Annotated in this window: 13 protein-coding genes and 1 pseudogene; 9 read left to right on the forward strand and 5 right to left on the reverse strand. The window is 58.3% G+C overall.

Annotated features, from left to right (window positions below):
* Positions 1-22 precede the first annotated feature (22 nt).
* Complete coding sequence (locus tag BLQ41_RS10950) at positions 23-1,405, reverse strand: carbohydrate porin (RefSeq protein ID WP_090180555.1); 1,383 nt, start codon at positions 1,403-1,405, stop codon at positions 23-25.
* A gap of 365 nt (positions 1,406-1,770) precedes the next feature.
* Between BLQ41_RS10950 and BLQ41_RS10955 the strand changes: the two genes are divergently transcribed.
* Together BLQ41_RS10955 and BLQ41_RS10960 are read left to right on the forward strand one after the other, a co-directional pair.
* The gene (locus tag BLQ41_RS10955; protein WP_046026590.1) at positions 1,771-2,001 is read left to right on the forward strand and encodes a VF530 family protein; all 231 of its coding nucleotides are present in this window, start codon (positions 1,771-1,773) and stop codon (positions 1,999-2,001) included.
* A gap of 2 nt (positions 2,002-2,003) precedes the next feature.
* Positions 2,004-2,672 carry a Pr6Pr family membrane protein gene (locus tag BLQ41_RS10960; protein ID WP_090180558.1) on the forward strand — a complete coding sequence of 223 codons (669 nt, stop codon included), beginning with the start codon at positions 2,004-2,006 and terminating at the stop codon, positions 2,670-2,672.
* Between the two features lie 45 nt (positions 2,673-2,717).
* Here BLQ41_RS10960 and BLQ41_RS10965 read toward each other — a convergent pair whose 3' ends face one another.
* Both BLQ41_RS10965 and BLQ41_RS10970 read right to left on the reverse strand, forming a co-directional pair.
* A complete protein-coding gene (locus BLQ41_RS10965; RefSeq protein WP_090180561.1) occupies positions 2,718-3,503 on the reverse strand; it encodes a siderophore-interacting protein in 786 nt (261 codons plus the stop codon).
* Positions 3,500-4,069, reverse strand: a complete 570-nt coding sequence (locus BLQ41_RS10970; RefSeq protein ID WP_090180564.1) for a PadR family transcriptional regulator — start codon at positions 4,067-4,069, stop codon at positions 3,500-3,502. The genes BLQ41_RS10965 and BLQ41_RS10970 overlap by 4 nt, the downstream gene beginning before the upstream one ends.
* Before the next feature lie 510 nt (positions 4,070-4,579).
* On the opposite strand from BLQ41_RS10970, the pseudogene BLQ41_RS10975 reads away from it, so the two are divergent.
* The 6 genes and pseudogenes from BLQ41_RS10975 to BLQ41_RS11000 all read left to right on the forward strand — a co-directional run bounded on the left by BLQ41_RS10975 (position 4,580) and on the right by BLQ41_RS11000 (position 11,560).
* Positions 4,580-5,063: pseudogene (locus tag BLQ41_RS10975) on the forward strand (CS1 type fimbrial major subunit).
* 109 nt (positions 5,064-5,172) lie between these two features.
* Positions 5,173-7,695, forward strand: coding sequence for a CS1-pili formation C-terminal domain-containing protein (locus BLQ41_RS10980; RefSeq protein ID WP_090188475.1), 2,523 nt, complete (start codon positions 5,173-5,175; stop codon positions 7,693-7,695).
* A gap of 34 nt (positions 7,696-7,729) precedes the next feature.
* Positions 7,730-8,992 carry a hypothetical protein gene (locus tag BLQ41_RS10985; RefSeq protein ID WP_090188478.1) on the forward strand — a complete coding sequence of 421 codons (1,263 nt, stop codon included), beginning with the start codon at positions 7,730-7,732 and terminating at the stop codon, positions 8,990-8,992.
* 43 nt (positions 8,993-9,035) lie between these two features.
* The gene (locus BLQ41_RS10990; RefSeq protein ID WP_090180567.1) at positions 9,036-9,776 is read left to right on the forward strand and encodes a pilus assembly protein; all 741 of its coding nucleotides are present in this window, start codon (positions 9,036-9,038) and stop codon (positions 9,774-9,776) included.
* 15 nt (positions 9,777-9,791) lie between these two features.
* A complete protein-coding gene (locus BLQ41_RS10995; RefSeq protein WP_090180570.1) occupies positions 9,792-10,292 on the forward strand; it encodes a CS1 type fimbrial major subunit in 501 nt (166 codons plus the stop codon).
* 50 nt (positions 10,293-10,342) lie between these two features.
* Complete coding sequence (locus BLQ41_RS11000) at positions 10,343-11,560, forward strand: hypothetical protein (RefSeq protein ID WP_090180573.1); 1,218 nt, start codon at positions 10,343-10,345, stop codon at positions 11,558-11,560.
* A 44-nt stretch (positions 11,561-11,604) separates the two neighbouring features.
* On the opposite strand, the gene BLQ41_RS11005 is transcribed toward BLQ41_RS11000, so the two are convergent.
* On the reverse strand, positions 11,605-16,665 hold the full coding sequence (locus BLQ41_RS11005) for an NEL-type E3 ubiquitin ligase domain-containing protein (RefSeq protein WP_167360479.1): 5,061 nt from the start codon (positions 16,663-16,665) through the stop codon (positions 11,605-11,607).
* A gap of 147 nt (positions 16,666-16,812) precedes the next feature.
* Positions 16,813-19,929 carry a transglycosylase domain-containing protein gene (locus BLQ41_RS11010; protein WP_090180578.1) on the reverse strand — a complete coding sequence of 1,039 codons (3,117 nt, stop codon included), beginning with the start codon at positions 19,927-19,929 and terminating at the stop codon, positions 16,813-16,815.
* Between the two features lie 607 nt (positions 19,930-20,536).
* On the opposite strand from BLQ41_RS11010, the gene BLQ41_RS11015 reads away from it, so the two are divergent.
* Entirely contained in the window at positions 20,537-21,958 is a 1,422-nt protein-coding gene (locus BLQ41_RS11015) for an amino acid permease (protein WP_090180581.1), read from the forward strand.
* Positions 21,959-22,660: the final 702 nt, after the last annotated feature.

A 22,660-nucleotide genomic window follows, 5' to 3' on the forward strand; every position in this document is an offset into this window, starting at 1 on the left:
AACTTGATGCTTGTGGTGTGGGTTAGAACGATGACTGGATTTTTATCCCGCCAATCAACGCGTCATCGACCTTGTCCACGCCACCGGGGTGGCGGATGTATTGCAGATTGGGGCGCACGGTCAGCCAATTCGTGACGTGCACGCCGTAATAGAGTTCGGCGCTGTATTCGGTGTCCTGCGGCGGCAGGAACGACGGGTCGTCGTAGTCGAAGACTGCGTGGGCCTGATTGGTTGCCTCGGCGTTCTTGCGATAGGCCGGGTTGACGTGAACCCGCGCCAGAGCGAAGCCGATGTCGTCTTTGGCGCGTGCATCGAACAAGCCTTTGTAGACGACGCCGGCCTGGACATAGTTGTCGATGGCGTTGGTCTTCTTGTCGTGCATCGTGCCGTTGGCGAACACGCTCAAGCCGCGCGAGTTGTCGCTGGCACGGCTGGTGATCTGCTGCTGCACACCGAGCCACACGCCGTGTTTGCTCGACGCGCTGCGGTAAGCCTCGCCACTGAGCGCGGCAGGCTGGCCGTTGCTGTCCTTGTAGACATCGGTGGCGTTGGCGCTGCTGTAGTAATAACCGGCGCGGTATTCACCCGGCAGACCATTGAGCTTGGGCGACCACACCAGTTCCACCGGCAGGATCGCGCCCTGGGTGCCGCTGCCGCTGAGTTTGAAGCCGTTGCCGCGATCGAGGTTCGACGGGTTCTGCTCATACGCGCCGATTTGCGCATACAGCTCTGGCGTCAGGTGATATTTGACGCGCATCGCCCACTGGCTGACTGGCCAGTTGTACCAGATGCCACCGACCCAGTTGCCGACCTGGGAGCCGCAGAACGCCAGGTTCTGGAAGTCGCAAGGGAAGCTGTTGAAGTCCTCGCCTTCGCCAAAGCGGCCGACCTTGATATCGAGCTTCTGATCGAAGAATTTCTGCTGATACCACATCTGCGTCAGGCGCCAGGTTTGCCCACGGCCCCAGACTTCCTGGGCCGAGGTGAAACCACCGACGCGCGGATCGTTGATGCGGTCATTGCTGATGTTGTTGCCGTTGCGCTCGGTGACGGTCAGCTGAAATTCAGCCGCATCCCAGCCCAGAATCTTCTGCAAGTCCAGGTGGGTGCCGAGGCCGAACTGATCGCTGTAGCGCGCCGTGCGGTCATGGTCGTAACCACCGTGCAGATTGCTGCCCATTTCGCCGGTGTAATCGACTTTGAAGTCGTAGCCTTTTTCCGAAAGTTCGCTGCGCGTGCCATTCCAGTCGCCGAGCATCCAGGGTGATTGGCTATCAAAGGCTGGCGCGGCCTGGGAGCAGGTGGCGAGGCCCAGCGCGGTGAAACCGCCCATCAGGTTCAGTGCTTTTCGGCTGGCAACAGCGATGCGGACAGCGCTGTCTCGCGAAGTTTGAAAATCAGGCATAAAGGAGAAGTTCTGGGTCTTTTTCTAAGGGAGTGAACTGAACGCGGCAGGAGTAAACGGGGACAGCGGAAGCGTTTCAGCTGGACGGGCGCAAGGATAATGTCCCGTTACAAATAGAGAAAGCGCTTTTAGTGACATGAATTATTTCGTATTTGGTAACAGTCCATGGAAAGATCGCAGCCTCGTTTTACTCGACAGCTCCTACATTGGAATGCGTTCACCTGTAGGAGCTGTCGAGTGAAACGAGGCTGCGATCTTTTCCGTTTCACCTACATTTAACTGACCACGCACAGATCGCTTCCCCCGAACGAAGCCCTCGGCTAAGGTGCGCGGCTTCCCAACCTGACATCGCTCGAAGGCCCGGCATGACCGAACAGAACAACAACCCGCTGCACGGCGTGACGCTGGAGCAAATCCTCAACGTCCTGGTTGAACATTACGAATGGTCGGGGCTGGCCGAGCGCATCGATATCCGCTGCTTCAAGAGCGACCCGAGCATCAAGTCGAGCCTGACGTTCCTGCGTAAAACCCCGTGGGCGCGGGAGAAGGTCGAGCGCTTGTACGTGAAGTTGATGCGCACCAAGCGTCCGGTCTGAACATGCTCAAGCTGTTGGCGCCTGGTGCTGTCGCGAGGCGCCGTGTCGTGGCGGTGGCGGCGGTGCTCGGGTGGGCAGGTTTGAGCATCCAGCTCTACCTGATTCTCTACTCACGCTGGAGTCTGGAAGCCAGTTTGCTGGGCGGGCTGTTGAGTTTTTTCAGTTACTTCACGGTGCTGACCAATACGCTGGTGGCGACCGTCCTGACCTGCGAATGGACGTCCCGCGAATCGGCGGCGCGCCGCTGGTTTTTGCAGCCATGGGTGAGCAGTGGGATTGCCGTCAGCATTGCCGTGGTCGGCTTGGCGTACAGCCTTTTGCTGCGCCATCTGTGGCACCCCGAAGGCTGGCAGTTTCTGGCCGATGAGTTGATGCATGACGTCATGCCGCTGCTGTTTCTGGCGTATTGGTGGTGCTGTGTGCCCAAGGGCACGTTGCGGGTAGGGCATATCGGCCGGTGGGTGATTTACCCGCTGGTGTATTTCGCCTATTCACTGCTGCGTGGGCATGAGTTGGCGGTCTATCCCTATCCATTCATTGATGTGGACAAGCTGGGTTATCCACAGGTGTTTGTGAATGCCGCAGGATTGCTGGCGGGGTTTGTGCTGATCTCATTGCTGGTGATCGGGTTGGATCGGTGGCTTGGGCGTCGTGCAAAGGTTAGTGGTTGATCCATCGCCATCGCGAGCAGGCTCGCGATGGCGCCCTGGAGTCGATCACTCCTCGTCGCTGTCATCCGCGCGCCAGTAGCCGACCGCTTTGACGAATTGCTCGTTCAGGCCGTGCTCATCGAGCAGCACCCGACGGATCTGCCGCGATACTTTGGTCTCGGTGGCCACCCAGGCGTACAGGCTGCCGCCGGGAATTTGCAGTTGCTTGACGGTGCTCAGCAGGTTGTTCCGGCCGCCCTCGCGCAGGACCCAGATCACGTTGACCTGAGCCGGGCTTTCGAGTTTTTGCTGTTCGGCGCCGTTTTCCACTTCGATGACCACCAACGCACGCCGATTGGCCGCCAGGCCTTCGAGACGCCGGGCGATAGCGGGCAGGGCGGTTTCATCGCCGATCAACAAGTAGCTGTCAAACATGTCCGGCACGATCATCGAGCCGCGTGGCCCGCCGATGTGCAGGAACTGGCCAGGTTGGGCCTGCTCGGCCCAGGTCGAGGCAGGGCCGTCACCGTGCAACACAAAGTCGATGTCCAGTTCCAGCGTGTCGAGGTCGTAACGACGTGGCGTGTAATCGCGCATTGCCGGCAGGGGGCCGTTGTCTTTGCCAGCACCGAGCACCAGAGTTTCCAGCGCCGCTTGTTCCGCCGCGTTTTGCGGGAACAGCAGTTTGACGTGGTCGTCCGTGCCGAGGCTGACGAAGCCGGCCAGCTCCGGCCCGCCCAACGTAATCCGGCGCATCCGCGGCGTCAGGTCAACCACCCGCAACACTTGCAGGCGACGGCGTTTGATTTCATGCATGACACGGTGAATGGATTGCACGATCACTTCAGTCATTCAGCTTTCTCCTGAACGGCAGGGCCGTCGACGATGGCTTTGGCGGTGTTGTTGAGCAGGTCGCGCACCCGCAGGATTTCTTCCGGGCTCCAGCGGCCGTGGTGCATCTGCAAGGCGTGACGCAAGTTATGCACAGCCTCGTGGATCTCGGCGGGACGATCATGGCCGCGCAATGAGCGCTTGCTGACCTCGATGCGCATCCGCACGCCGTCCAGCGCAATGGCCTGGTCGGTCAACGACAGACGCCCGGCGTCGGTGATGCTGTAGCGTTTTTTGCCGCCCTCGGCATCGCCCAGGATCATTTCGCTTTCTTCAAGGAAGGTCAGGGTCGGGTAGATCACGCCGGGGCTGGGGCTGTAGGCGCCGTCGAACATGCTTTCGATCTGGCGGATCAGGTCATAGCCGTGGCAAGGCTGCTCGGCGATCAACGCCAGCAGCAGCAGTTTCAGGTCGCCAGGGGCAAATACGCGCGGGCCACGACCGCCGCGTTCGCGGCCGGGGCCAGGACGTTTTTCGAAGCCGTCACGGCCGTCGCCGTGGTCTCGATGGGAATGATGGTCTCTCATTTTTGCGTCTTCTCTCGTCGTGTTTAGATACAACTTAAGATATATCTTATGGCTTAGGCAAGCGTTCTTGACCAACGGTCGCCCTCCTGTCCGCCTTGAACGGCGCTTGAAGACCACGCGCAATGAATGAGGGGTTGATTGCTTTTTTAGAGTAATTGAACTAATTGTAAAGTTAATCTGCTGATTATTAAACGAGTGCCGGTAGTTAAGTAGTACCGGTCTGACGGAGGCTGGGTTAGTTATTATCTGTGTGCTTTTTTAGTTAGAGCTGTGTGTAGTATTTCTCTGAGGGTAAAGAAGTTCTTTTAATGTTTTTTCAACTTTTTTCCTGCGGCTCGAAAGTCGTTGTTACTACATGTTCTTAGGAAGTTACGTACTTACTTTCTCGAGGGATTTGACGATCATTCTCTGGCGTCGAAAGTTAAGCGAAATCGCCATCTTCGTGTTGAGTGGTATTCGCGTTTCAAGACTTTTTTCGGCCCAATCCTTTGAATAGACAGGTACTTAACAATGTTCAAGAAGCTTGCAATCACCGTTCCGATGACCCTCTTGGCCCTGAGTTCCTCGGTGGCGTTCGCTGCGGACGAAATACGCTCGTCCATCAACATCAGCGCTAATATCCCCACCTGGGAATTCCACGCCCAACCGGTGAATCCTGACTTCGGTAAAGATGAAAAAATGGCCTGGAACGTGATAACCGAGAGCTTGGCCCCGCTGCGTGCGACTTACGATATTCGCCACTCTCTCGGTTCGGTCAATGCTTATGTAAGGTGGTCCGCAACACCTGCAAAACGGCGCCAACTTCATCCCGCTGACCTACGTCTTCAACGGCGTAACCTTGACCGGTGCTTCTCAAGAAGTGGTCGGCGATACCGAATCAAACGTGGGCATGCGAGCTGATCTGGTGATTAGCGCCGCCCTGCCCGGGACCAGACAGACAGGTCTCTACACGGCCAATCCAGTCGTGATCTTCGATGCCGTTCCGCGCATCTAAGTCAGCCATGACTTAAGGCTCGGCCTTATTCGTTAACACTCACCGGTCGATGGGTAATCACTGCCTGTCGATCGGGTTTCAACGCACTTATCTTCAGAGTATCCCGTTCATGTTCCCGATGACTCCCATCGCGACGGCGCTTGCCCTATGTTTTTGTGCAACCGCCCTGGCCGCGCCAGCGGACAACGGCCACACACCTCGAAGTTTGCTTGCGCAAGCCAAGGGGTTACCGAGCGAGTTCGAAGAGCACTTCTTTGATGTGCCGCTGGCGGTGCGCGTGGAACTTGATCAACAGTTTCTCGGTGAAGCGATGGTCGTGTTGACCCGCGACGATCGAATCACCTTAGTTGACTTCAATGATGTCAGCGACAGCACAATCAAGCCCAGCGAACGCGAGATCTGGGCCAACCATCTGAAACAAGGCGTGGCGCTGGGCGCCTGCCAAGCCAACTGCCCCGAACAACTGTTGGCCGTGCACTACAGCCTCGAAAACTCGCTGGTGTCGATTCTCACGGAGAACGCGGAACGGGACGATCAGGCGCAGCAGTATTACAACCTGCCCGAAGGTGGCAGCACTGGCTTGATCGTGCGCAACCAATTGAACCTCAATGGCGGCCAGAACCAGGACCTCGGTGGTCGTTACGGTCTGGAAGCCAGCAGCAGCCTGGGCAACTGGACCCAAGCGGTCAATATGCAGCTATCGCGCCTGGGTGGTGTCGACAACCAGACCTATCACGCCGTGCATGAGCTGTTTACCCAGCGTGAATTGCAGGGCAACTTTGTGCGTCTGGGCTACTTCACGCCCAACTCCGAAGGCCTGACCCGTCAGCCGCGTTCGTTTGGGGCGAGCCCCGATACCGCGTTGGGCGTCATGTATGGCAGCTCCGACAGCCTGGCCATCAACAATCCGAAACCGGCGGTTTATCCAATCTACGTCACAGCCAATCGACAGGGTTCTGTGGAGATATACCGCGACGGTTTGCTGATCAACACTCAGGCAGTCCCGGCAGGGTTGCAGACCCTCGATACGCGTCCGCTGCCCGGCGGTATTTATGAAGTGGAAGTGCGCCTGATCGAAGACAGCCAGATCACCTCCAGCACCCTGGAGCTGGTCTACAAACCGAACAATTGGCGCAATCATGACGAGCGCTGGCGCTACAACCTGTTCGCCGGTCGCGAATCCAAATTGCTCAGCAACTGGGAAGAGCAGGCCGACGGCGACATGACCGCCGGTGCCGCCTTCAACTTCCTGTGGCACCCGCGTGTGATCCTCGGCCTGACAGGGCGGCAGGTGCGCGACGCTCTGCAATACGGCACCTCGATTGACTGGGCAATCGTCAACAACGCCAGCCTTTTCGCCAACGTCTACAAGACCGAAGACTACGGCACCGGTCTCGATGTGCAGGGACTGTATTCCTATGGCAGTGGCAGCCTCGTCGCCAGCCATAACCGCAGCTGGCTCGACACCACTCGGCTGTACGACACCTTGCCCGACGGCACGCGGGTGCAGCAGCGCAACGTATTCATTGGGCAAACCAGTAACTCGTCGTTATCGGTAAACCACCGGCTTACCAGCAAAAGTTCGGCTAATGTCCGGGTGTCCCACAGCGAAGGCAACACCAATGGGACGGGCGTGGATCTGGGATGGACTCAACGCACTCGGCTGTTCGGCAGTGATGCCAATTGGCGCCTGTCGCTGTTTGATCGTCCGGGCAGCGTGAGCTCGGGAGACGACCGTAATCGGGGCATCGACTTGAGTGTGAACATTGCGTTGGGCGGCCCCGGTGAGCAGATCTCCGGCAGCATCGGCACGCGCACAGCCCGTGAAGGTGGCCGTGATAACAATGCCTCGCTCACCTACCGCAAAGACTTGCAGGATCATCTGCTGCAAAACGTCTCGGCCACGGTCATCAGCGACACCTACGGCATCGGTTTGAACGCGATGGGGTCGATGCAATCGGACCTGGCCAACGCTGACGGTTTTATTCAGCGCTCGTCGTTCAACAACGACCTCACCGGCGGTTTGAACCTGGACAGCACCGTGGCCGTCGGCGGTCAAAAAATGGTCGTGACCAGCCAATACCACCGCAGTGGTGCCGGCATGATCATCGATGTCGAATCGGACATCGACGGTATCGCCTTGCGCGCCGACGATTTGAGCGGTGGCAGTGCGGTGCTCAAACCCGGGCGCAATTTTGTGCCGATCACGGCTTACAAAAGCAGCTCGGTCAGTTTCGATTTCGAGGGCACCCACGTCCCCGCCGCGACCATTCAACCGGCCCGTTCCAGCTATCACCTGAACAAGGGCGGCGTGGGCTATCGGCAGATTCGCGTGATGCAAACCCTCACCGTACTCGGTCGCCTGATCGACCCTCAGGGCAATCCGCTCAAGGGCCATCACATCATCAACCACGCGAGTCGCGGGGTGAGTGAGGTGGACGGGTTCTTCTCCATGGAAATGAACGCCGGCTCACCGACCCTGGAAGTGCGCCACGGCAATCAGTTGCTGTGTCAGTTCCGGCTGGACCCAAGCCGTGGGCGTACTGAAAACAATGTGTTGATGATCGGGGATTTGCGCTGCACTCCAGACACGTTGGCAGACGTTGGTGATGCCGTGCAGAGCGCCGGTTGATGAAGGCCGCTGATTTTCTGGAGTTCGCAAAATGATGAGTTTATTCACTGTGCCATGGCGCACGGCAAGAACGTTTTTCATCGCGGCCTGCCTGGTTGTCACGCCGTCGCAGGCGGGAGCGGTGGTTAAGCAGATCACCGCCACTTTCAACCCTGATCCGAGCAATCCGCAGAAAAACGAGTTCAAGAACACCACGCCCAATGCTGGGTTCTGTTGGTCCTACCCGGCGATCTGCAAAAGTTACGGCATATTCAGTTTGCGCTCTCACGTGAATGTTGGAGTCCAAGGCGCGATCCAGCCTAACCACGAGGATGTACGAAAAGGCGCGATGATCAAGACGCCCGCCGCCTGGCGAGCGTTGACGGTGTTGAACCGCGAGACCGGTGAACCCGCCACGGTCGAGGTGCGTATTGCCGGGATGGGCGGTGTTTACACGCTCAGCGATTCTGTGATGGAGCTGACAGGGGAAACGGAGTATGTCAGGGCGCATACGGCATTGTGGGGAAGCGACTGGCGAACAGCGCCGGGGCCATGCGTGGCCATTGGCACCACAACCTATTACGGTCACACCGGTTTCCAATTTTTCTGGCTGACCCCTGAAGAAGCGGTGTGTGGCAAGCAGGCCAAATTCCTCATTCCCGGGTTCGGTTACGGCGCTCTGGATTTTACCTACGAGCTGCGCACGCCGGACCCACTGAAGATGTCCTCGGGCGTCTATCAGGGCACGCATGTCTACACCATCGGCCCTGGCGGCGACTTCGATCTGGGCGATGTCGTCGCGCCCTCGGACAACATCATTCAGCTCGACTTCACCCTGACAGTCGAACACACCCTCAAAGTCGAGATTCCTCCCGGCGGCAATCGGGTCGAGCTGTTGCCACAAGGTGGCTGGCAAGCCTGGTTGCAGCAGGGGCGCAGACCCACGCGCCTGTTCCGCGACCAGAGCTTCAATATCTCGGCCAGTTCGCGCTTCAAGATGAATCTGGAGTGTGAATACACCCAGGACGGCAAGACCTGCTCGTTACGCGAGCCGGTGTCCGGCCACATCGTGCCCTTGAACGTCAGCGTCAGTCTGCCTCGCGGATTGAGTGATGCCAATGGCCTCGCCGTCGAACGGCGCCCCCTGCTGCGTGACGGCAGCGGCACCGGATTATTTCAACCGGCTTTCTATGTGGATCGAAAACCGGGAACGCTGCACTTCGAGATTCCTCCCGACGAAGTCGCGGAAATGATACGGCCCGGGCGACAACGGCAGTACTCCGGGAATGTGACGGTGATCTGGGATTCAGACATCTAGCGGGCCGCACTTTGCAGCATTCAATTCAATGAGGTTCAGTACGATGAAACACCTGTTGGCACTGTTTGGTTTTTATCTTTTCGCGCAACTGGCTCACGCGGCACCGAGCATCAATATCGGGACCGTTTACGACTATCTGGACGGCGACAAAAGTACCTACTTGAAACGCGTGTTCAATGGCGGCGACAGCACGGCCTTCGTCAAGGTCAACATCCTTGAAATCCTTTATGAGGCTGACGGCACCTCGCGCGAAGTGCCGCTCAAGACCCAGGCCGACGGCAATGCCCGGGATGGCTTGATGGCCAGTCCGGCGCGGCTGATCGTGCCGGCCAACGGCATGCAGGGCACACGGTTGCTGTACATGGGGGAACGCGACCGAGAGCGCTACTTCCGGGTACGTTTCGTGCCGGTCGTACCGGAGAAGGAAGACGAATTCGCCGTCTCCAGCGAAGACCGCGAAGACTACAAAAAGTCCTTGTCCGCCGGGGTCACCGTGCTGGCAGGTTACGGTGCGGTGTTTTTCGTGCGGCCCAAGGACATGCGTTTCGACAGCGCGATCGAGAACGACGCGGGCAAATATCGCATCCGCAACAACGGCAACACGGTGGTGGTGATCGACGAGTTCAAGGATTGCTCGATCAAGAACGAGCAGGACTGCCAGCCGACGACCAAGCATCACATTCTGGCCGGTCGCACGTTTCAGTTCGAGAAGCAGGCCGGTCGCGAATACCGCTTCACCTTGGTCGAAGGTGAGAGCAGCAAAAACATCGACGTGAAGGGCTGACCCCGGGTGGTGACCATGTTCAAGAAACTGACTGTCACGCCCGTGTTGGCTGCCGCCCTGTTGGCAAGCTCGTGGGCCTATGCGGCCAGAGAAGTGCGCACGTTCGACGTGTTCGTGACGATTCCGACCCTGGCGTTCTACGTGATCCCCTCTGACCCTGGGTGGATTCATCTTGAACAACGCCTGCCGTGGAACCTCACGGCGTCGACACTGGGCAGTCTGCGCAAGTACTTCGATGTGAAAAACGAGGCCGGCTCGATTGAAGCAAGGCTTGAGGGCCGGCCTTATCTTTCGAACGGCACCGATGCCCATGACATTGGCTTGCGAGTGCTATTCAACGGCGTTCTGTTGAGTGAACTGGATAACCGCGAAGTGTTGCCGATGAGCGAAGCGGCGTTGGGTAAACGGGTCCTGCTGGAGGTCTTGCCATTTCCACCGGTCGACGGCGTTTACAAGCCTGGAAATTACTTTGGAAGCGTCAATCTGATTTTCAATGCGGTGTTGCCGGGGGCGTGATGCGCACCCACCGGCTATGCATGGAAACACCCAAAAGGACTGTATGAATCATGGACAAAATCAGAATAACGAGCCAGTTGAGTGCGCTGTTATTGACGGGGGGATTTACTGTATCGGCGGGCGCGGCAACTGTAGATCTAACGGCAGTGTTTCGGCCGGACCCGGCAAAGCCCATGCACAACGAATTCAAGAACACGACCCCACAAGGGGGGTATTGCAAGGATCATCCGGCTTATTGCGCCGATGGCATCTTCAGCATCGCTCTACCGATTCGATTCAGATCCATCGCGCCTATCTTGCCTGGGCATGCCGAACGTCAAGGCGCGATGTTCCGGACACCGTCCTACTGGAAGGAAGTCACGGTCATCCATGACGACACCGGAAAAGCCGAGACGTTAAAAATGCGCGTCAACGGCATAGGGGCGGCTTACACAATCAAGGAAGCGCTTCCTGTAGGTGTTTGGGACGCCTCTTGGGTCAATGCGCCTGCACCGTGCAATTATGGCGGCGTGGGTTACGGGACCACCTATTACTACGCGTTTTTCTGGCGAGTGCCGGCTAATGCGGGGAGCTGTGCGAAACGGGCTTACCAACCGATTCCCGAGACGCTTGGATTTGCCTATCAGGATGTCGGTTTTTCATATGAACTGGTCACACCTGATCCGCTGAAGATGTCGACAGGCACTTACCGGGGCGCCACGAACTACACCGTAGGGCCGCAGCAGGATTTTGATATGGGTGATGTCATGTTGCCCGATGACGATTTGATCAACCTCAACTTCACCCTGACGGTCGAACACACCTTGAAAGTGGATATACCTCCTGGCGGTGATCGTGTGGAACTGGTCCCGCAGGGCGGCTGGCAAGCCTGGCTGACCCAAGGGCGTAAACCGACGCGACTGTTTCGTGATCAGACGTTCAATATCTCTTCGTCGAGCCGTTTCAAGATGCAGCTGCAGTGTGAAATTACCGGGTTGTTCGACTGCATGATTCGCGACCCCGTTTCGCAACGCGCGGCGGTGGTGCAACTCAGCGTCAGTTTGCCGCCCGGTTTGACGGATACCAACGGGCAACCGGTCAATCGTCGTCCGTTGCATGTCGGGCAAGTGAACGCGCAAACATTCAACCCGGGGTTTTACGTGGAGCGCGCGCCGGGCACCCTGCATTTCGAGATTGCACCTTATTACGTGAACTACATGATCAAACCCGGCGAGGCCTCTCGCTACTCTGGAAATATCACCGTGATCTGGGACTCCGACGTCGGGTAATCAAAGCCTGCCCTGGAGGCGTGCTGCCTCCAGGGCAAGCGCTGCTACCCGGCGTTGAGCAGCGCCTGTCGGGTCAACCGCCTGCTCAGCTGTTTCTCCTCGTAGCCGATGTCATTCAGCAATGCGCCGTAGACCTCGTCGGTCATTTCTTCATCGGTGAGCACACGGTCTTCCTGGACGTTAAGTTGATTGGCAAGCTCCAGCAGTCGCTTCTTGAGTGCCTGTCTTTGCGCAATCACCCGCCCTTTGGAATTCGCCCAGGAACCCTGGGCCTCGCGCAATTCATCCAATTGATCGGTTCTGATTTCATACGTCCGGGCATTGCCCCTGAACTCCGTGGGATAGGTGTCATGCAGGTATTTTTCCCAGAACGACTGCTCGATCATGTGATTGATCAAACCGTCACCGTCTTCCATCGACATCACGGTATCGAAGGCCGTATCGAGCGTTTTGGCACTCACGCCGGCCACGGGTCGATAAAGCATGGTCTCCGATTGCCAGGGTAAGCCGAGACGCTGGGCAAGGCCCGTCTCGTAAGCGAGGAACACTTCGACTTCATCGGGGTTACCTTGTCGGCTGGCGAAATCCGCCCGGGCGATGTCATCCACCCGTTCGAGACGTGCAGCGCCTTTGGCCAGGGCCACCAGCTTGCTTTCCAGAATCGCCGCCGATGTCGACTGGGCATAGGCCTCGCTGGCCAGGACTTTGATGCCCATGTTGTTGAATACCTGGGCACCCGCGTCAGCGCAGGTGGTCGGTGCGGTCGCCATCTCGAACAACTCTTTGCGCAATGTCGTGTCCAGGTCGATGGCCTCGATCATTCGCCATACGCGATCACTCAGTTGTTTGCGGCGCTCGCCACCGGCGCGGTAGTCGGCAGATTCGGTCTGCTTCTGGATCAAGCTGAAGAACCCTCGCGAATGTGGCTCGGTCATCAGGTCGTGCCAGGCTTCTACCCTGAAGATGCCCACGCCTGCGGCCTTGTCGCTCCACCATCGGGAGTCGTCGGACATGGGCCACTGATCGATCGCATGCTTGGCAATGGCCGAATAAGGGTGATCAGGGCTGATGCCCACTGACCTTCGGTAGTTTTTGTAAACAGTCAGATTGGCGTCCGAAAGGTCTGTCGGAAACAGTCGCGTGCGTCCTACGAGGCGCGCGGCCTCCGAACCGGGAACGACCATGGGGATGTCGCGTAGCGGGTTTTGCATCAAGTCCAGATAGAACCCTCGCGGGCGACGCCTCGCGAACAGGCCCTCGGGCCAAGCAGTTGCGCCGGTGTTGCTCAAACTCAGAATCTTCAGTTTCGGCATGCGTTCGACGTTCGGCAGCAGACCGAGCTGTGGGTTGTCATCGAGCCTGAGCGTCTCCATGTGCGTCAAATGCCGCAATTGCTCAACGGTCGAACGGGTCAGCCGGATCCGGTTGTTTATCAAGCGCAGCGTACGAAGGAAATGCATTTTGCCAATCGTTACCGGCAGCTTTTCCAAACCGCAGCCTCGAGCACTCAGTTGCCGAAGATTAGGGAAATCCTTCAACAGTCCCGTGGCGCTGCCGGAAAAGTCGGTGCGGTCCAGATTCAGCGTACTGACCTGGTCGAGGTAGTACTTGAGATCAGGCAGCTCACTCCACCACCGCTCCAGATCGAGCGTGTTGAACTCCGTTGAAAGGTCCAGCACATACCCGCCTTCGAGTGTGGAGCTGCGCTCGCCAAAAGCCCTCGATTTTCTTTGAAAACAGGCGATGAGCCGCTCGCAAATGTGCCGTCCGCCACCATTCACGAACCCGTTACGATCCGGGCCCGAGGTTTCAGGTTGGCGACGCCGCCATTTGTTGAGTGTGACTTGAAGATCGTACAGTTCGCGGTCTAGTCGATCGAGGGTCTGGCGCGCCTGAGGTTCTTCGCCCAGCGAGCGGACAAAGGTGCTGACCTCGCGCTCGTTCAAGTGCGGGTAAATACCCTGCACCCGTTCCGCCAGGGTGGCCCTTTGTATGGAAAAGCCCGGGCCACGCAACAACAGCAAGGTGTCCGGGTCGCCGACCGGGCGAATCGGCGGCTCAGCCAGCGCGACCCGGCGCTCGGCAGGGGCTTCGGTTTTGACCAGCACCCATTGTCTGAACAAGGCTCCCTGGCCGGGTCGATACCCCAGTTGCCGACGTTTGCCGGTTGGCAGGGCATTGAGTACCGATTCGTAAAAGTCGTCGGCTTCGTGCAATTTGTGGTTGTCGGCGTCCCACACTTCGTACCGTGCCCCGGCGTCCTTGATCAATACCCGGACGACCGACGCGTCTTCTGCTCCCACGCTGCATCGTAGCGGCCCGATGTCGGAGCCCTGGCGAACGTCGATACGCAAATCGCCGAATGCGTCGGTGTGAATCCTGAGCGCGTTGAGCACCAGTCGCTCGGTCTCAGGCACCCAGCGCGCCTCATCGGTGAAACCTTCATAGGCGTGGTTGGCCCGGGTTTCGAAGGCCGCTTCACGCGCTTGGTTTTTCAAGTTCAGTGGCAGGCGTTTGTCCTGTGTCATGCGTTTGAGCTCGGCGCCGCTGGCATTGTTGAGCAGTATCGTTGCCGCTCGGGTCGGTAGTTCTGGAGCCACCTCGCGCAGCCGTTGGACCTGCGAGTTGGCGCTTGCTTGTGCGGCCTGATAGCGCTGATTGAAGATGTCGGGTCGCAGGCGTTCTGCCTCGTCAGCCAGTTGATTGCGCAGCGCCTGGAGCTGTTCTTCCCTGGCGACACCCGGGCCGAGCAGCGCTTGAAGTTCTGCTTCGCTCAGGAACTCGACGAGCTGCTGTGGCAGGTCACCCTGCATGAGGCGCGACAGGCTTGTCGTGAGCGTCTGTTCGTCGCTCGCCAGGGCATTACCGTAGGTGCGAAAGCGGCCCCTCAGTTCGGCGTTTTCGTAGACCCTCAGGGCCTTGTCCGAGGGCCAGTCTTCAAGGTACGTCGCCAGCGGTTCGAACCAGTAAGAAGCGGGATCTATTGGCCGTCCGTAGCGAATGTCATCAATAGCCTGATCGGTTTGCTGCTGGATTTCTGCGCGATCAAGACCATCGGTGAGCAACGGCGGCGGTGCGCTGTTTTCGACGTACATTTGGCGTAATGCCGCCGCCTCGGTGCCGCTGGCAATTCGAATCTGCTCCAGCTGCGCATCGTTGAAAGCGTCGACGCGGTAACCAAGACGTCGCATCAGTGTCGGGTGATCCCAGTCTCGCGGGTTTTCCGCTTCATGTGTCCAGGCACCGAAACCGTTGTGTTTCAGCTCGGGTAAATAGGCCTCGCCGCGATGGGGATGTCTGACACGGTAGGTGCCCGTTTTCGGGTCCTTTTGCACGGCGTAATGTTTGTTGTCCAGCGGCAGAATTTTCTGACTTGCGTGGGTATGCAGACCCAATGCGTCAGGTACGGAGTCGGCTGGCAACTCGACGTTCGGCAGCTCGTAGGGCTTGAGGTCGGGATGCCACAGGCGTTGCTGGCCGCTGGGCAGTTCCACCGGTTTCATGCCTTCGATCAGCGGTGAGAGTTTGAGGCGGGCGATCTGACCGATCTGCGCTCCGGCGGCGAAGGCGGCCAACTGAATGACATCCGTCACAACCCCGACAATATGTTCGGTGGCCTCAATCCACAGGCCTAGCGTCAAGTCGACGATGCCTTCGATGACATCGCTGGCCATCTGATAAGCGGTGTACGCCATCATCAATTCACCCAGCCCCGGAACGAATGGCGTGAGGACCAGCAACGCGACATTGAAGATGTCCGAGACGACTTTCTTGAAGTTTTCCCACCAGGCCCATCGGGCATTGCGATCGGTATCGGCGGTGGATACGGCGATATGCCGCGCATCATTGAGGATCTTGTTCAGCTTCTGCTGATAGAGGTGCTCCCACACGTCACCGCTGATCGGTTCGGCGCTGAACTGCAGATTGGGACTGCTGACCGGCTCTTCCCGCCAGCTCGGGCGTGAGTCCAGCGGCTCTTTGGGATGCCATTTGACCTCGAACAGACGTTGCTGCAAACCGCCGAAAAAATGCCCGCGCGCGGATTGGTCGACGAACCGGCTGAAGTATTGGCGATAAGTCAGAGCGGTCGACGAGACGACCTTGTTGTCACGCAGCTGGCGAGTCAGCTCATTCATGAACACGACGGTTGACGGATATTCTTTGAGGGGGTGTTCGGGGTCTTGCGGGACGTAGGCAAAAATCGGCACGACGTCGCGGGTTCGTTCCAGGTCCGGGGTGATCAACACGATCCCGGTCAGCAAGCTGTCCTGCATGAACAATTGAGTGAATTGCATTACCCGGCCCTTACGGGTGAGGTTGCGCTGACCCTCGAGCATTTTCAGGATCAGGTCGCAAGCGTCGGCGTCGATGTCATGGGTCATCACGGCCTGTTGCGCAGCCGCCTTGAACGCGGCTCTCTCGTGTTCGACGACGTTACGTTTCAAAAAAATCCGGGCCAGACCGTCGCTGGGTAGCAGCTGTTCGTTGAGGTAGCGGGAGTAGCGCGCGCCGATGTCCAGTTCGCGACATAACGCCTGGAACTGTGCGATGGACATTTTCTGTTTGATCGGCTGAATGTCGAAGTGCCCGCGTGCATCTGGCTGACTGATGAAGTCCGAATCGGCTTCGCAGGTTTCGCTCAACGCGAAGTTGTGCAGCGCCGCATCCAGCAGGGAGACCGTGCGGGTTACCGCACCGCCGGAGAGGTCAACCACATACCACGGGCGCTCTTTGGGCAAGTAAAGGTGTAGATACGTCGTCTTGACGTCCACATGGACGCCGTACTGTTTACTTAATGCGTCGGAGAGTAACGGTTCGGCGAACTTATAGATGTTTTGTAACTTATCAATAAAACCATCCACCCTGTTTTGAGTGGACCAAAGTTTGAGATTGGCTTCTTGTAACCGGTCATGATCAAAGTCGCTGGCGCTCTTTATCCATTGCCCGGTTGCGTTATGAGTGAGGCTCAGCTCCCTGGCCCTTTGCAATGAAGCGCTGGTGAAGGTGGGGTGGATCCGGTTTTTTATGAAGGGGTAATGGCGGCCTTTGGTATCGTCGGCTCCCTGCAAGGGGCCGTTGAATATACTTCCTTGTATTTCAGGCATCTTTTTAAACCTTGAGCGTTGAAGAGAGGCATCAGCCTAACGCCCAAGGCTCAAAGTAAAAGTTTGAATTCCTGCTGTTGAATACAGCTGAATACGTGTCGACGCATTGAGATTATCAATGTTGAAAATAATTAATTACCGCCCGTATTAACGTCGGGCAACTTCAACAGGCAGGCATCCTGTGTTGCTCCCTGGCTGCAGATACGGCGTCAGGATCGGCGCCATGCCCTTGAGCACTTGCACCGGCAACGCCGAGGTGAATTTAAAAGCTTCGGCAGTACGCCCGGGAACAAAGGCTGTCAGGGTGCCGAAATGGTTGTCGCCGATGTAGAACACGAAGGTCGCCGTGCGGTTAATCGACTTCGAACTGAGAATCCGTCCGCCCGAACCAATGGCTTCAATGCGGTTGTCGCCGGTCCCGGTCTTGCCGCCCATGGCCAGTGGTTTGCCATCGGGGCTCACGAAACTGCCGGAAACACGTTTGGCTGTACCGGCGTCCACCACTTGCGACAAGGCTTCACGCATCGCCGCCGCCACTTCGGAAGGCATCACCCGTTTGCCGACATCCGGGTCGTTGATCAACTTGGTTTCATACGGTGTGTTGGCGGCGAAGTGCAAGGTGTCGATACGCAGCGTCGGCATGCGCACGCCATCGTTGAGGATGGTGCCGATCAGCTCCCCCAGCGCAGCGGGGCGGTCGCCGGAGCTGCCGATGGCGGTGGCCAGCGATGGCACCAGGTGATCGAACGGATAGCCGACTTTCTGCCAGCGTTGATGAATGTCGAGAAACGCCTCGATCTCCAGCATGGTGCGAATGCGGCTGTCGCGGGCGCCTTTGTGACGGCTCTTGAACAGCCAGCTATACACTTCCTGGCGTTCGAACTGGCTGGCTTTGACGATCTGGCTCCACTTGGCATCCGGGTTGTTCAACAGATAACCCATCAGCCACAGGTCCAGTGGGTGAACCTTGGCGATAAAGCCCTGATCCGGCAGGTCATAGGCGCCGGGGCTGTAATTTTCGTAGAGGCGTTGCAGGCGCTCGTCGGTGAGTTTTTCAGTGAGCTTGGCGCCTTTGAGGTGCGAGCGCACGAAGGTGTTGAAGCTTTCCTGACTGGCCTGAGGCAGCAGATAACGGTGCACCGCCGCCATGCGAATCGGGGTCGGGTGAATGCTGTCGAGGAAGGTGTCGAGTCGTGCCTGGGTGTCCTTGTTCTTGTACTTCTTCCAGAACTTCAGCAGGAACGATGTGCCCTCGCGGTCGGCGAAATCGGCCAGGTACTCCTGACGCCGAGGGTCGCGGTCGTCCCCGAGCAATTCAGCGCTGTTGTTGGGCCCCGAGTAGGTGGCGTAGCGCACCAGGTCACGCATCAACCGAATGAACGGCAGGTTGATCGATTCGCGCAGGGCATCGCGCAGAGTCGGCATGCGGCCGTTGTCTTCCTTGCGGAAGTTATGGAACACGTGCAGCCCGCCACCGGTGAAAAACGCTTCGCCGGGGCTGGCCGAGTATTTGCGATCCAGTGCGGCGCCGAGCATGGCCGGCAGGTTGCGATCCTTGTTCTGGATCAGGTAATCGACGGCCCAGCGGCTCAGGCGATCCTGTTCCGGGACGTTGACTTTCTTCAATTCCGGAACCGTCATGCCGGCGTATTTGTCGTGCAGCTCGGCCATGATTTGCAGGTAGGTGGTGAGCACACGCATTTTCGCGGTGGAGCCCAGCTCCAGCTTGCTGCCTTCGTTGATATCGAACGGCTGATCGGTACTGTCGGTCTGCACCCGCACCCGGGCGCCGTCCGGTGTCAGTTCGAACAGCGTGAAACTGTAGCGCACCTGGGTGGTGCTGGTGGGGGTGAGCAAGCGTTCACCCATCAAGCCGATCTGCGTTGCAAACGCCGGATCCGCCAGGTGCTTGAGGTATTCGGTGGCCTTCGATTGCAGGTCGCCCTGCAGGGTGCTGGTGGCGGACAAGTCGAGGCGGTCGAGGTCGTACAACGGACGATTGAGCAACCCGCCCAGACGGCTGCGCGCCACACTGATGCCTTTGTTGGTTTCGATGGGCTGGATGGTGGGCTGGGTTTGCCAGTCGCGATACGTCACTTTACTGGCCAGGGCTGCGGCGGCGAACTGCGCATCGATCACGCCGTTCTGTGCCAGCAGACGAATATGGCTGTCAGTGAGGTCAGCCAGTTCATCACGACCCTTGGTCAGGTAATGGGAAGGGCGGCGCTGGGCAATCATCAACGACAGCATCTCGCGCAGTGCCAGGCCTTTTTCGGCCATGGTCTTGGGATCGGTGGCGTTGCTGTTCAGCCGTTCGTTGGCCGCGTTGAAATCGGCGCCGTACCAAACGCGCAAGCCTTCGGCCATGCCATGCACTTCACCGTGGCCCGGTACTGCCGACAGCGGCACGCTGTTGAGGTAGTCGCGAACCACATTTTGCCGGACTTGCAGGGTTTCGGGGCCGGATTGATAAGCCCGCACGGTGGCGGAAATCATCTGCCGGATCTTTTCCGCGCCCGATACCGTCAGCCCATCGGGCGAGTGCCGGTATTTCTCAAGCTGCGTCGCCAGCGTACTGCCGCCCGCCGACTGCCCCGGCAGGTGGATCAGCTTGGCTACCTGCGACCAGATCGCCATGCCGAATCGCGGCCAGTCCACCGCCGGGTTGGCCATTGGCTGACGAGGGTCGAGCAAAAAGCGGTTTTCAATAAACAACAGACTGCTGACCACCACGGGCGGGATGGCCTCAAAGCTTGAATACAGCTGTTGTGGGTATTTGTACTGGTAGAGCGGTTCCGCACGGCAGTCGGTAATCGACAGGCCTGCCTGTATTTTCTCCGCGTAGGGTACGAAGAAACCTCTGTCGGTGTAGTCCATCAGTTTCTGTGAAAAGCGGGTCTGTGACGCCACGACGTAGTTGCGTTTGATCAAGCGTGGCAGGAACTCACCCAAAGAGCTGTAGCCCAGACGCAGGTCGAAAGGACCCGCGCCGGGATAGTGAATGGCATTGCTGGGACCGGGTTGCAAGTCGTAGCTCAGGGACGCGGCAAACTTGCTGACTTCCCGGGATTGAAAACTGGACGTGCGCATTTCCTTGGCGGCGGCGAGGCCCAGCACCAACAGGATAATCAACAGCAGCAACCAGAACGCACCCCAGCCGTGTTTGATGCGACTGCGAGGCGGTTTTTCGGGTATAGGCGCTTCATCCACACGCTCAGTCGGGACCACAGTTTTACTCGTATCGGTTTGCCACAAAGCGCCCATAGTCGATTGATCCATTCACGCAGATTGATCGGACTTGTCTGAAGCTTAGACGGTGGTTGGCGATGGTGAAAAAATTGTGGACGAGGAAGGCGTGAATTTTTCTGGATCCAGCATGCCTTCCCGGTAGGCGCTGTCGAGTGAAACGAGGCTGCGATCTTTTGACTTTGATTTTTTAAAAACAAGATCAAAAGATCGCAGCCTCGTTTTACTCGACAGCTCCTACGTGGCTCCTGCATGGGTGTTCTTGCTCGAAAGGCTTGAGGTAGAGCCATCCGCTAGTGAGAATTGCTTGGGCGTGGGCATGACGATGCACCAATGCTGTGCAATACTCGCCGCCGTTTCAGCCGCGAGTAAACACGGCAAAAGCCAGGTAATGCCCCTCCGTAAACCGCGCTTTTCCCGAGAGTTATGGCTGAATGTTGCGGTTTATAGAGTGAAAACTCCTGCCTTAAGCTTTTTATACTGCACGCCCCGCTGATCCTGGAGGTTTTGTCCTACAGGACGGTTCTGCCCACGAAGCAGACCGGTTTTTCACAAGCACTGGCTTACCGGTCAGTGCTTCGACACTCGGTGGTCATATCCAATAACAAGACGAGGATGTCCCCCTATGCCAGTCGGCAATCATCTGCCCCACGGCGAGACCGCTCAGGGCGGCCCGCTTAAACGCGAACTCGGTGAACGGCATATTCGCTTGATGGCGCTGGGCGCCTGTATCGGCGTCGGCCTGTTCCTCGGTTCGGCCAAGGCCATCGAAATGGCCGGCCCGGCCATCATGCTGTCTTATATCATCGGCGGTCTGGCGATCCTGGTGATCATGCGCGCCCTCGGTGAAATGGCTGTGCACAATCCGGTGGCGGGCTCTTTCAGCCGTTACGCTCAAGACTACCTCGGGCCGTTGGCCGGCTTTCTGACGGGTTGGAATTATTGGTTCCTGTGGCTGGTGACCTGCGTCGCGGAAATCACCGCGGTGGCGGTGTACATGGGCGTCTGGTTCCCCGATGTGCCGCGCTGGATCTGGGCACTGTCGGCGTTGGTCAGCATGGGCACCATCAACCTGATCGCGGTCAAGGCCTTCGGTGAGTTCGAGTTCTGGTTCGCCTTGATCAAGATCGTCACCATCATCGCGATGGTGATCGGTGGCATCGGCGTGATTGCTTTCGGCTTCGGTAACGATGGCGTGGCCTTGGGGATTTCCAATCTTTGGGCCCATGGCGGCTTCATGCCTAACGGCGTGCAAGGTGTATTGATGTCCTTGCAAATGGTGATGTTCGCCTACCTCGGCGTCGAGATGATCGGCCTGACCGCCGGTGAAGCGAAGAACCCGCAGAAGACTATTCCCAATGCGATCGGCTCGGTGTTCTGGCGGATTCTGTTGTTCTACGTCGGCGCGTTGTTCGTGATTCTGTCGATCTACCCGTGGAACGAGATCGGCACTCAGGGCAGCCCGTTCGTGATGACCTTCGAGCGTCTGGGCATCAAGACGGCCGCCGGTATTATCAACTTCGTGGTGATCACTGCGGCGCTGTCGTCCTGCAACGGTGGCATCTTCAGTACCGGGCGCATGCTTTACAGTCTGGCGCAGAACGGCCAGGCCCCGGCCGGTTTCGCCAAGACCTCAAGCAACGGCGTGCCGCGTCGTGCATTGCTGTTGTCGATGGGGGCTTTGTTGTTGGGTGTACTGCTCAACTATTTGGTGCCTGAGAAGGTGTTTGTCTGGGTGACTGCGATTGCCACCTTCGGTGCGATCTGGACCTGGGTGATGATTTTGCTGGCCCAGCTCAAGTTCCGCAAAGGCCTGAGTGCGAGTGAACGTGCCGGTTTGAAATACCGTATGTGGTTGTACCCGGTCAGTTCGTATCTGGCGCTGGCATTTTTGGTGTTTGTGGTGGGGTTGATGGCGTACTTTCCGGATACCCGTGTGGCGTTGTATGTCGGGCCGGCGTTTCTGGTGCTGCTGACGGTGTTGTTCTATGTGTTCAAGTTGCAGCCGACCGATGTGTCTCAGGGGGTGGTGCGTTCGGCTTCTTAAGCTGTGGCGTTTGGGCTGTTTGCTGGTAGGGCGGGGGCATATCCGTTTCTGCGGTGATGGCTTGTATTGGTTCCGCCTTTACGGCGGGTCACTTGGAAAAGCGCCAAGTAACCAAGCGCTTGCGCCCCTGACGTACGGTGCCTCGCTGTGGCTCGGCATTCCCTCACTCCGGTCCTGCTCCGTGGGCCCGCCGCCATCGGCCATCCATGGCCGGGGGCGGCTAACCCGGCATCCATGCCGGGTTGCCCACTGCGCAGAACCTGCGTTCGGCCTCCCGACGGGGCAGATCAAGATCAAAATCAAAAGCGGAAGGCGAGCTAACGCTCGACCTGAAGAGTGGTGAGGAGCAACTGCGGTGCGCCGGTCTGCTTTTTGTGGGAGTGAGCCTGCTCGCGATGCTGTTTGCTGTCGCTGTTGATCGTTCCCACGCTCCGCGTGGGAATGCCGCCGGGGACGCTCTGCGTTCCGCTGTCGACACCGGCTTGAGTCTTGCGCAAGGGTGACGCGGAGCGTCACGGGATGCATTCCCACGCGGAGCATGGGAACGATCAGGACGCGAAAGCGTTGAGCAAACAGGTCGGCCCGTAGGCCGCCTCGCTTTGCTTTTGCAGTGCACGCCGCCTCGAGAGGCCGAGTGGAGGTTCTGCGCAGTGGGCACCGCGGCAAGGATGCCGCGGTAGCCGCCCCCGGCCATGGATGGCC

It is taken from the genome of Pseudomonas arsenicoxydans, from assembly GCF_900103875.1.
GTDB lineage: Bacteria > Pseudomonadota > Gammaproteobacteria > Pseudomonadales > Pseudomonadaceae > Aquipseudomonas > Aquipseudomonas arsenicoxydans.

Excerpts from the sequence above, each read along its gene's own strand:
- BLQ41_RS10950 (WP_090180555.1), bottom strand. The coding sequence starts at position 1,405 with ATGCCTGATTTTCAAACTTCGCGAGACAGCGCTGTCCGCATCGCTGTT.
- BLQ41_RS10955 (WP_046026590.1), top strand. The coding sequence starts at position 1,771 with ATGACCGAACAGAACAACAACCCGCTGCACGGCGTGACGCTGGAGCAA.
- BLQ41_RS10960 (WP_090180558.1), top strand. The coding sequence starts at position 2,004 with ATGCTCAAGCTGTTGGCGCCTGGTGCTGTCGCGAGGCGCCGTGTCGTG.
- BLQ41_RS10965 (WP_090180561.1), bottom strand. The coding sequence starts at position 3,503 with ATGACTGAAGTGATCGTGCAATCCATTCACCGTGTCATGCATGAAATC.
- BLQ41_RS10970 (WP_090180564.1), bottom strand. The coding sequence starts at position 4,069 with ATGAGAGACCATCATTCCCATCGAGACCACGGCGACGGCCGTGACGGC.
- BLQ41_RS10980 (WP_090188475.1), top strand. The coding sequence starts at position 5,173 with ATGTTCCCGATGACTCCCATCGCGACGGCGCTTGCCCTATGTTTTTGT.
- BLQ41_RS10985 (WP_090188478.1), top strand. The coding sequence starts at position 7,730 with ATGAGTTTATTCACTGTGCCATGGCGCACGGCAAGAACGTTTTTCATC.
- BLQ41_RS10990 (WP_090180567.1), top strand. The coding sequence starts at position 9,036 with ATGAAACACCTGTTGGCACTGTTTGGTTTTTATCTTTTCGCGCAACTG.
- BLQ41_RS10995 (WP_090180570.1), top strand. The coding sequence starts at position 9,792 with ATGTTCAAGAAACTGACTGTCACGCCCGTGTTGGCTGCCGCCCTGTTG.
- BLQ41_RS11000 (WP_090180573.1), top strand. The coding sequence starts at position 10,343 with ATGGACAAAATCAGAATAACGAGCCAGTTGAGTGCGCTGTTATTGACG.
- BLQ41_RS11005 (WP_167360479.1), bottom strand. The coding sequence starts at position 16,665 with ATGCCTGAAATACAAGGAAGTATATTCAACGGCCCCTTGCAGGGAGCC.
- BLQ41_RS11010 (WP_090180578.1), bottom strand. The coding sequence starts at position 19,929 with ATGGGCGCTTTGTGGCAAACCGATACGAGTAAAACTGTGGTCCCGACT.
- BLQ41_RS11015 (WP_090180581.1), top strand. The coding sequence starts at position 20,537 with ATGCCAGTCGGCAATCATCTGCCCCACGGCGAGACCGCTCAGGGCGGC.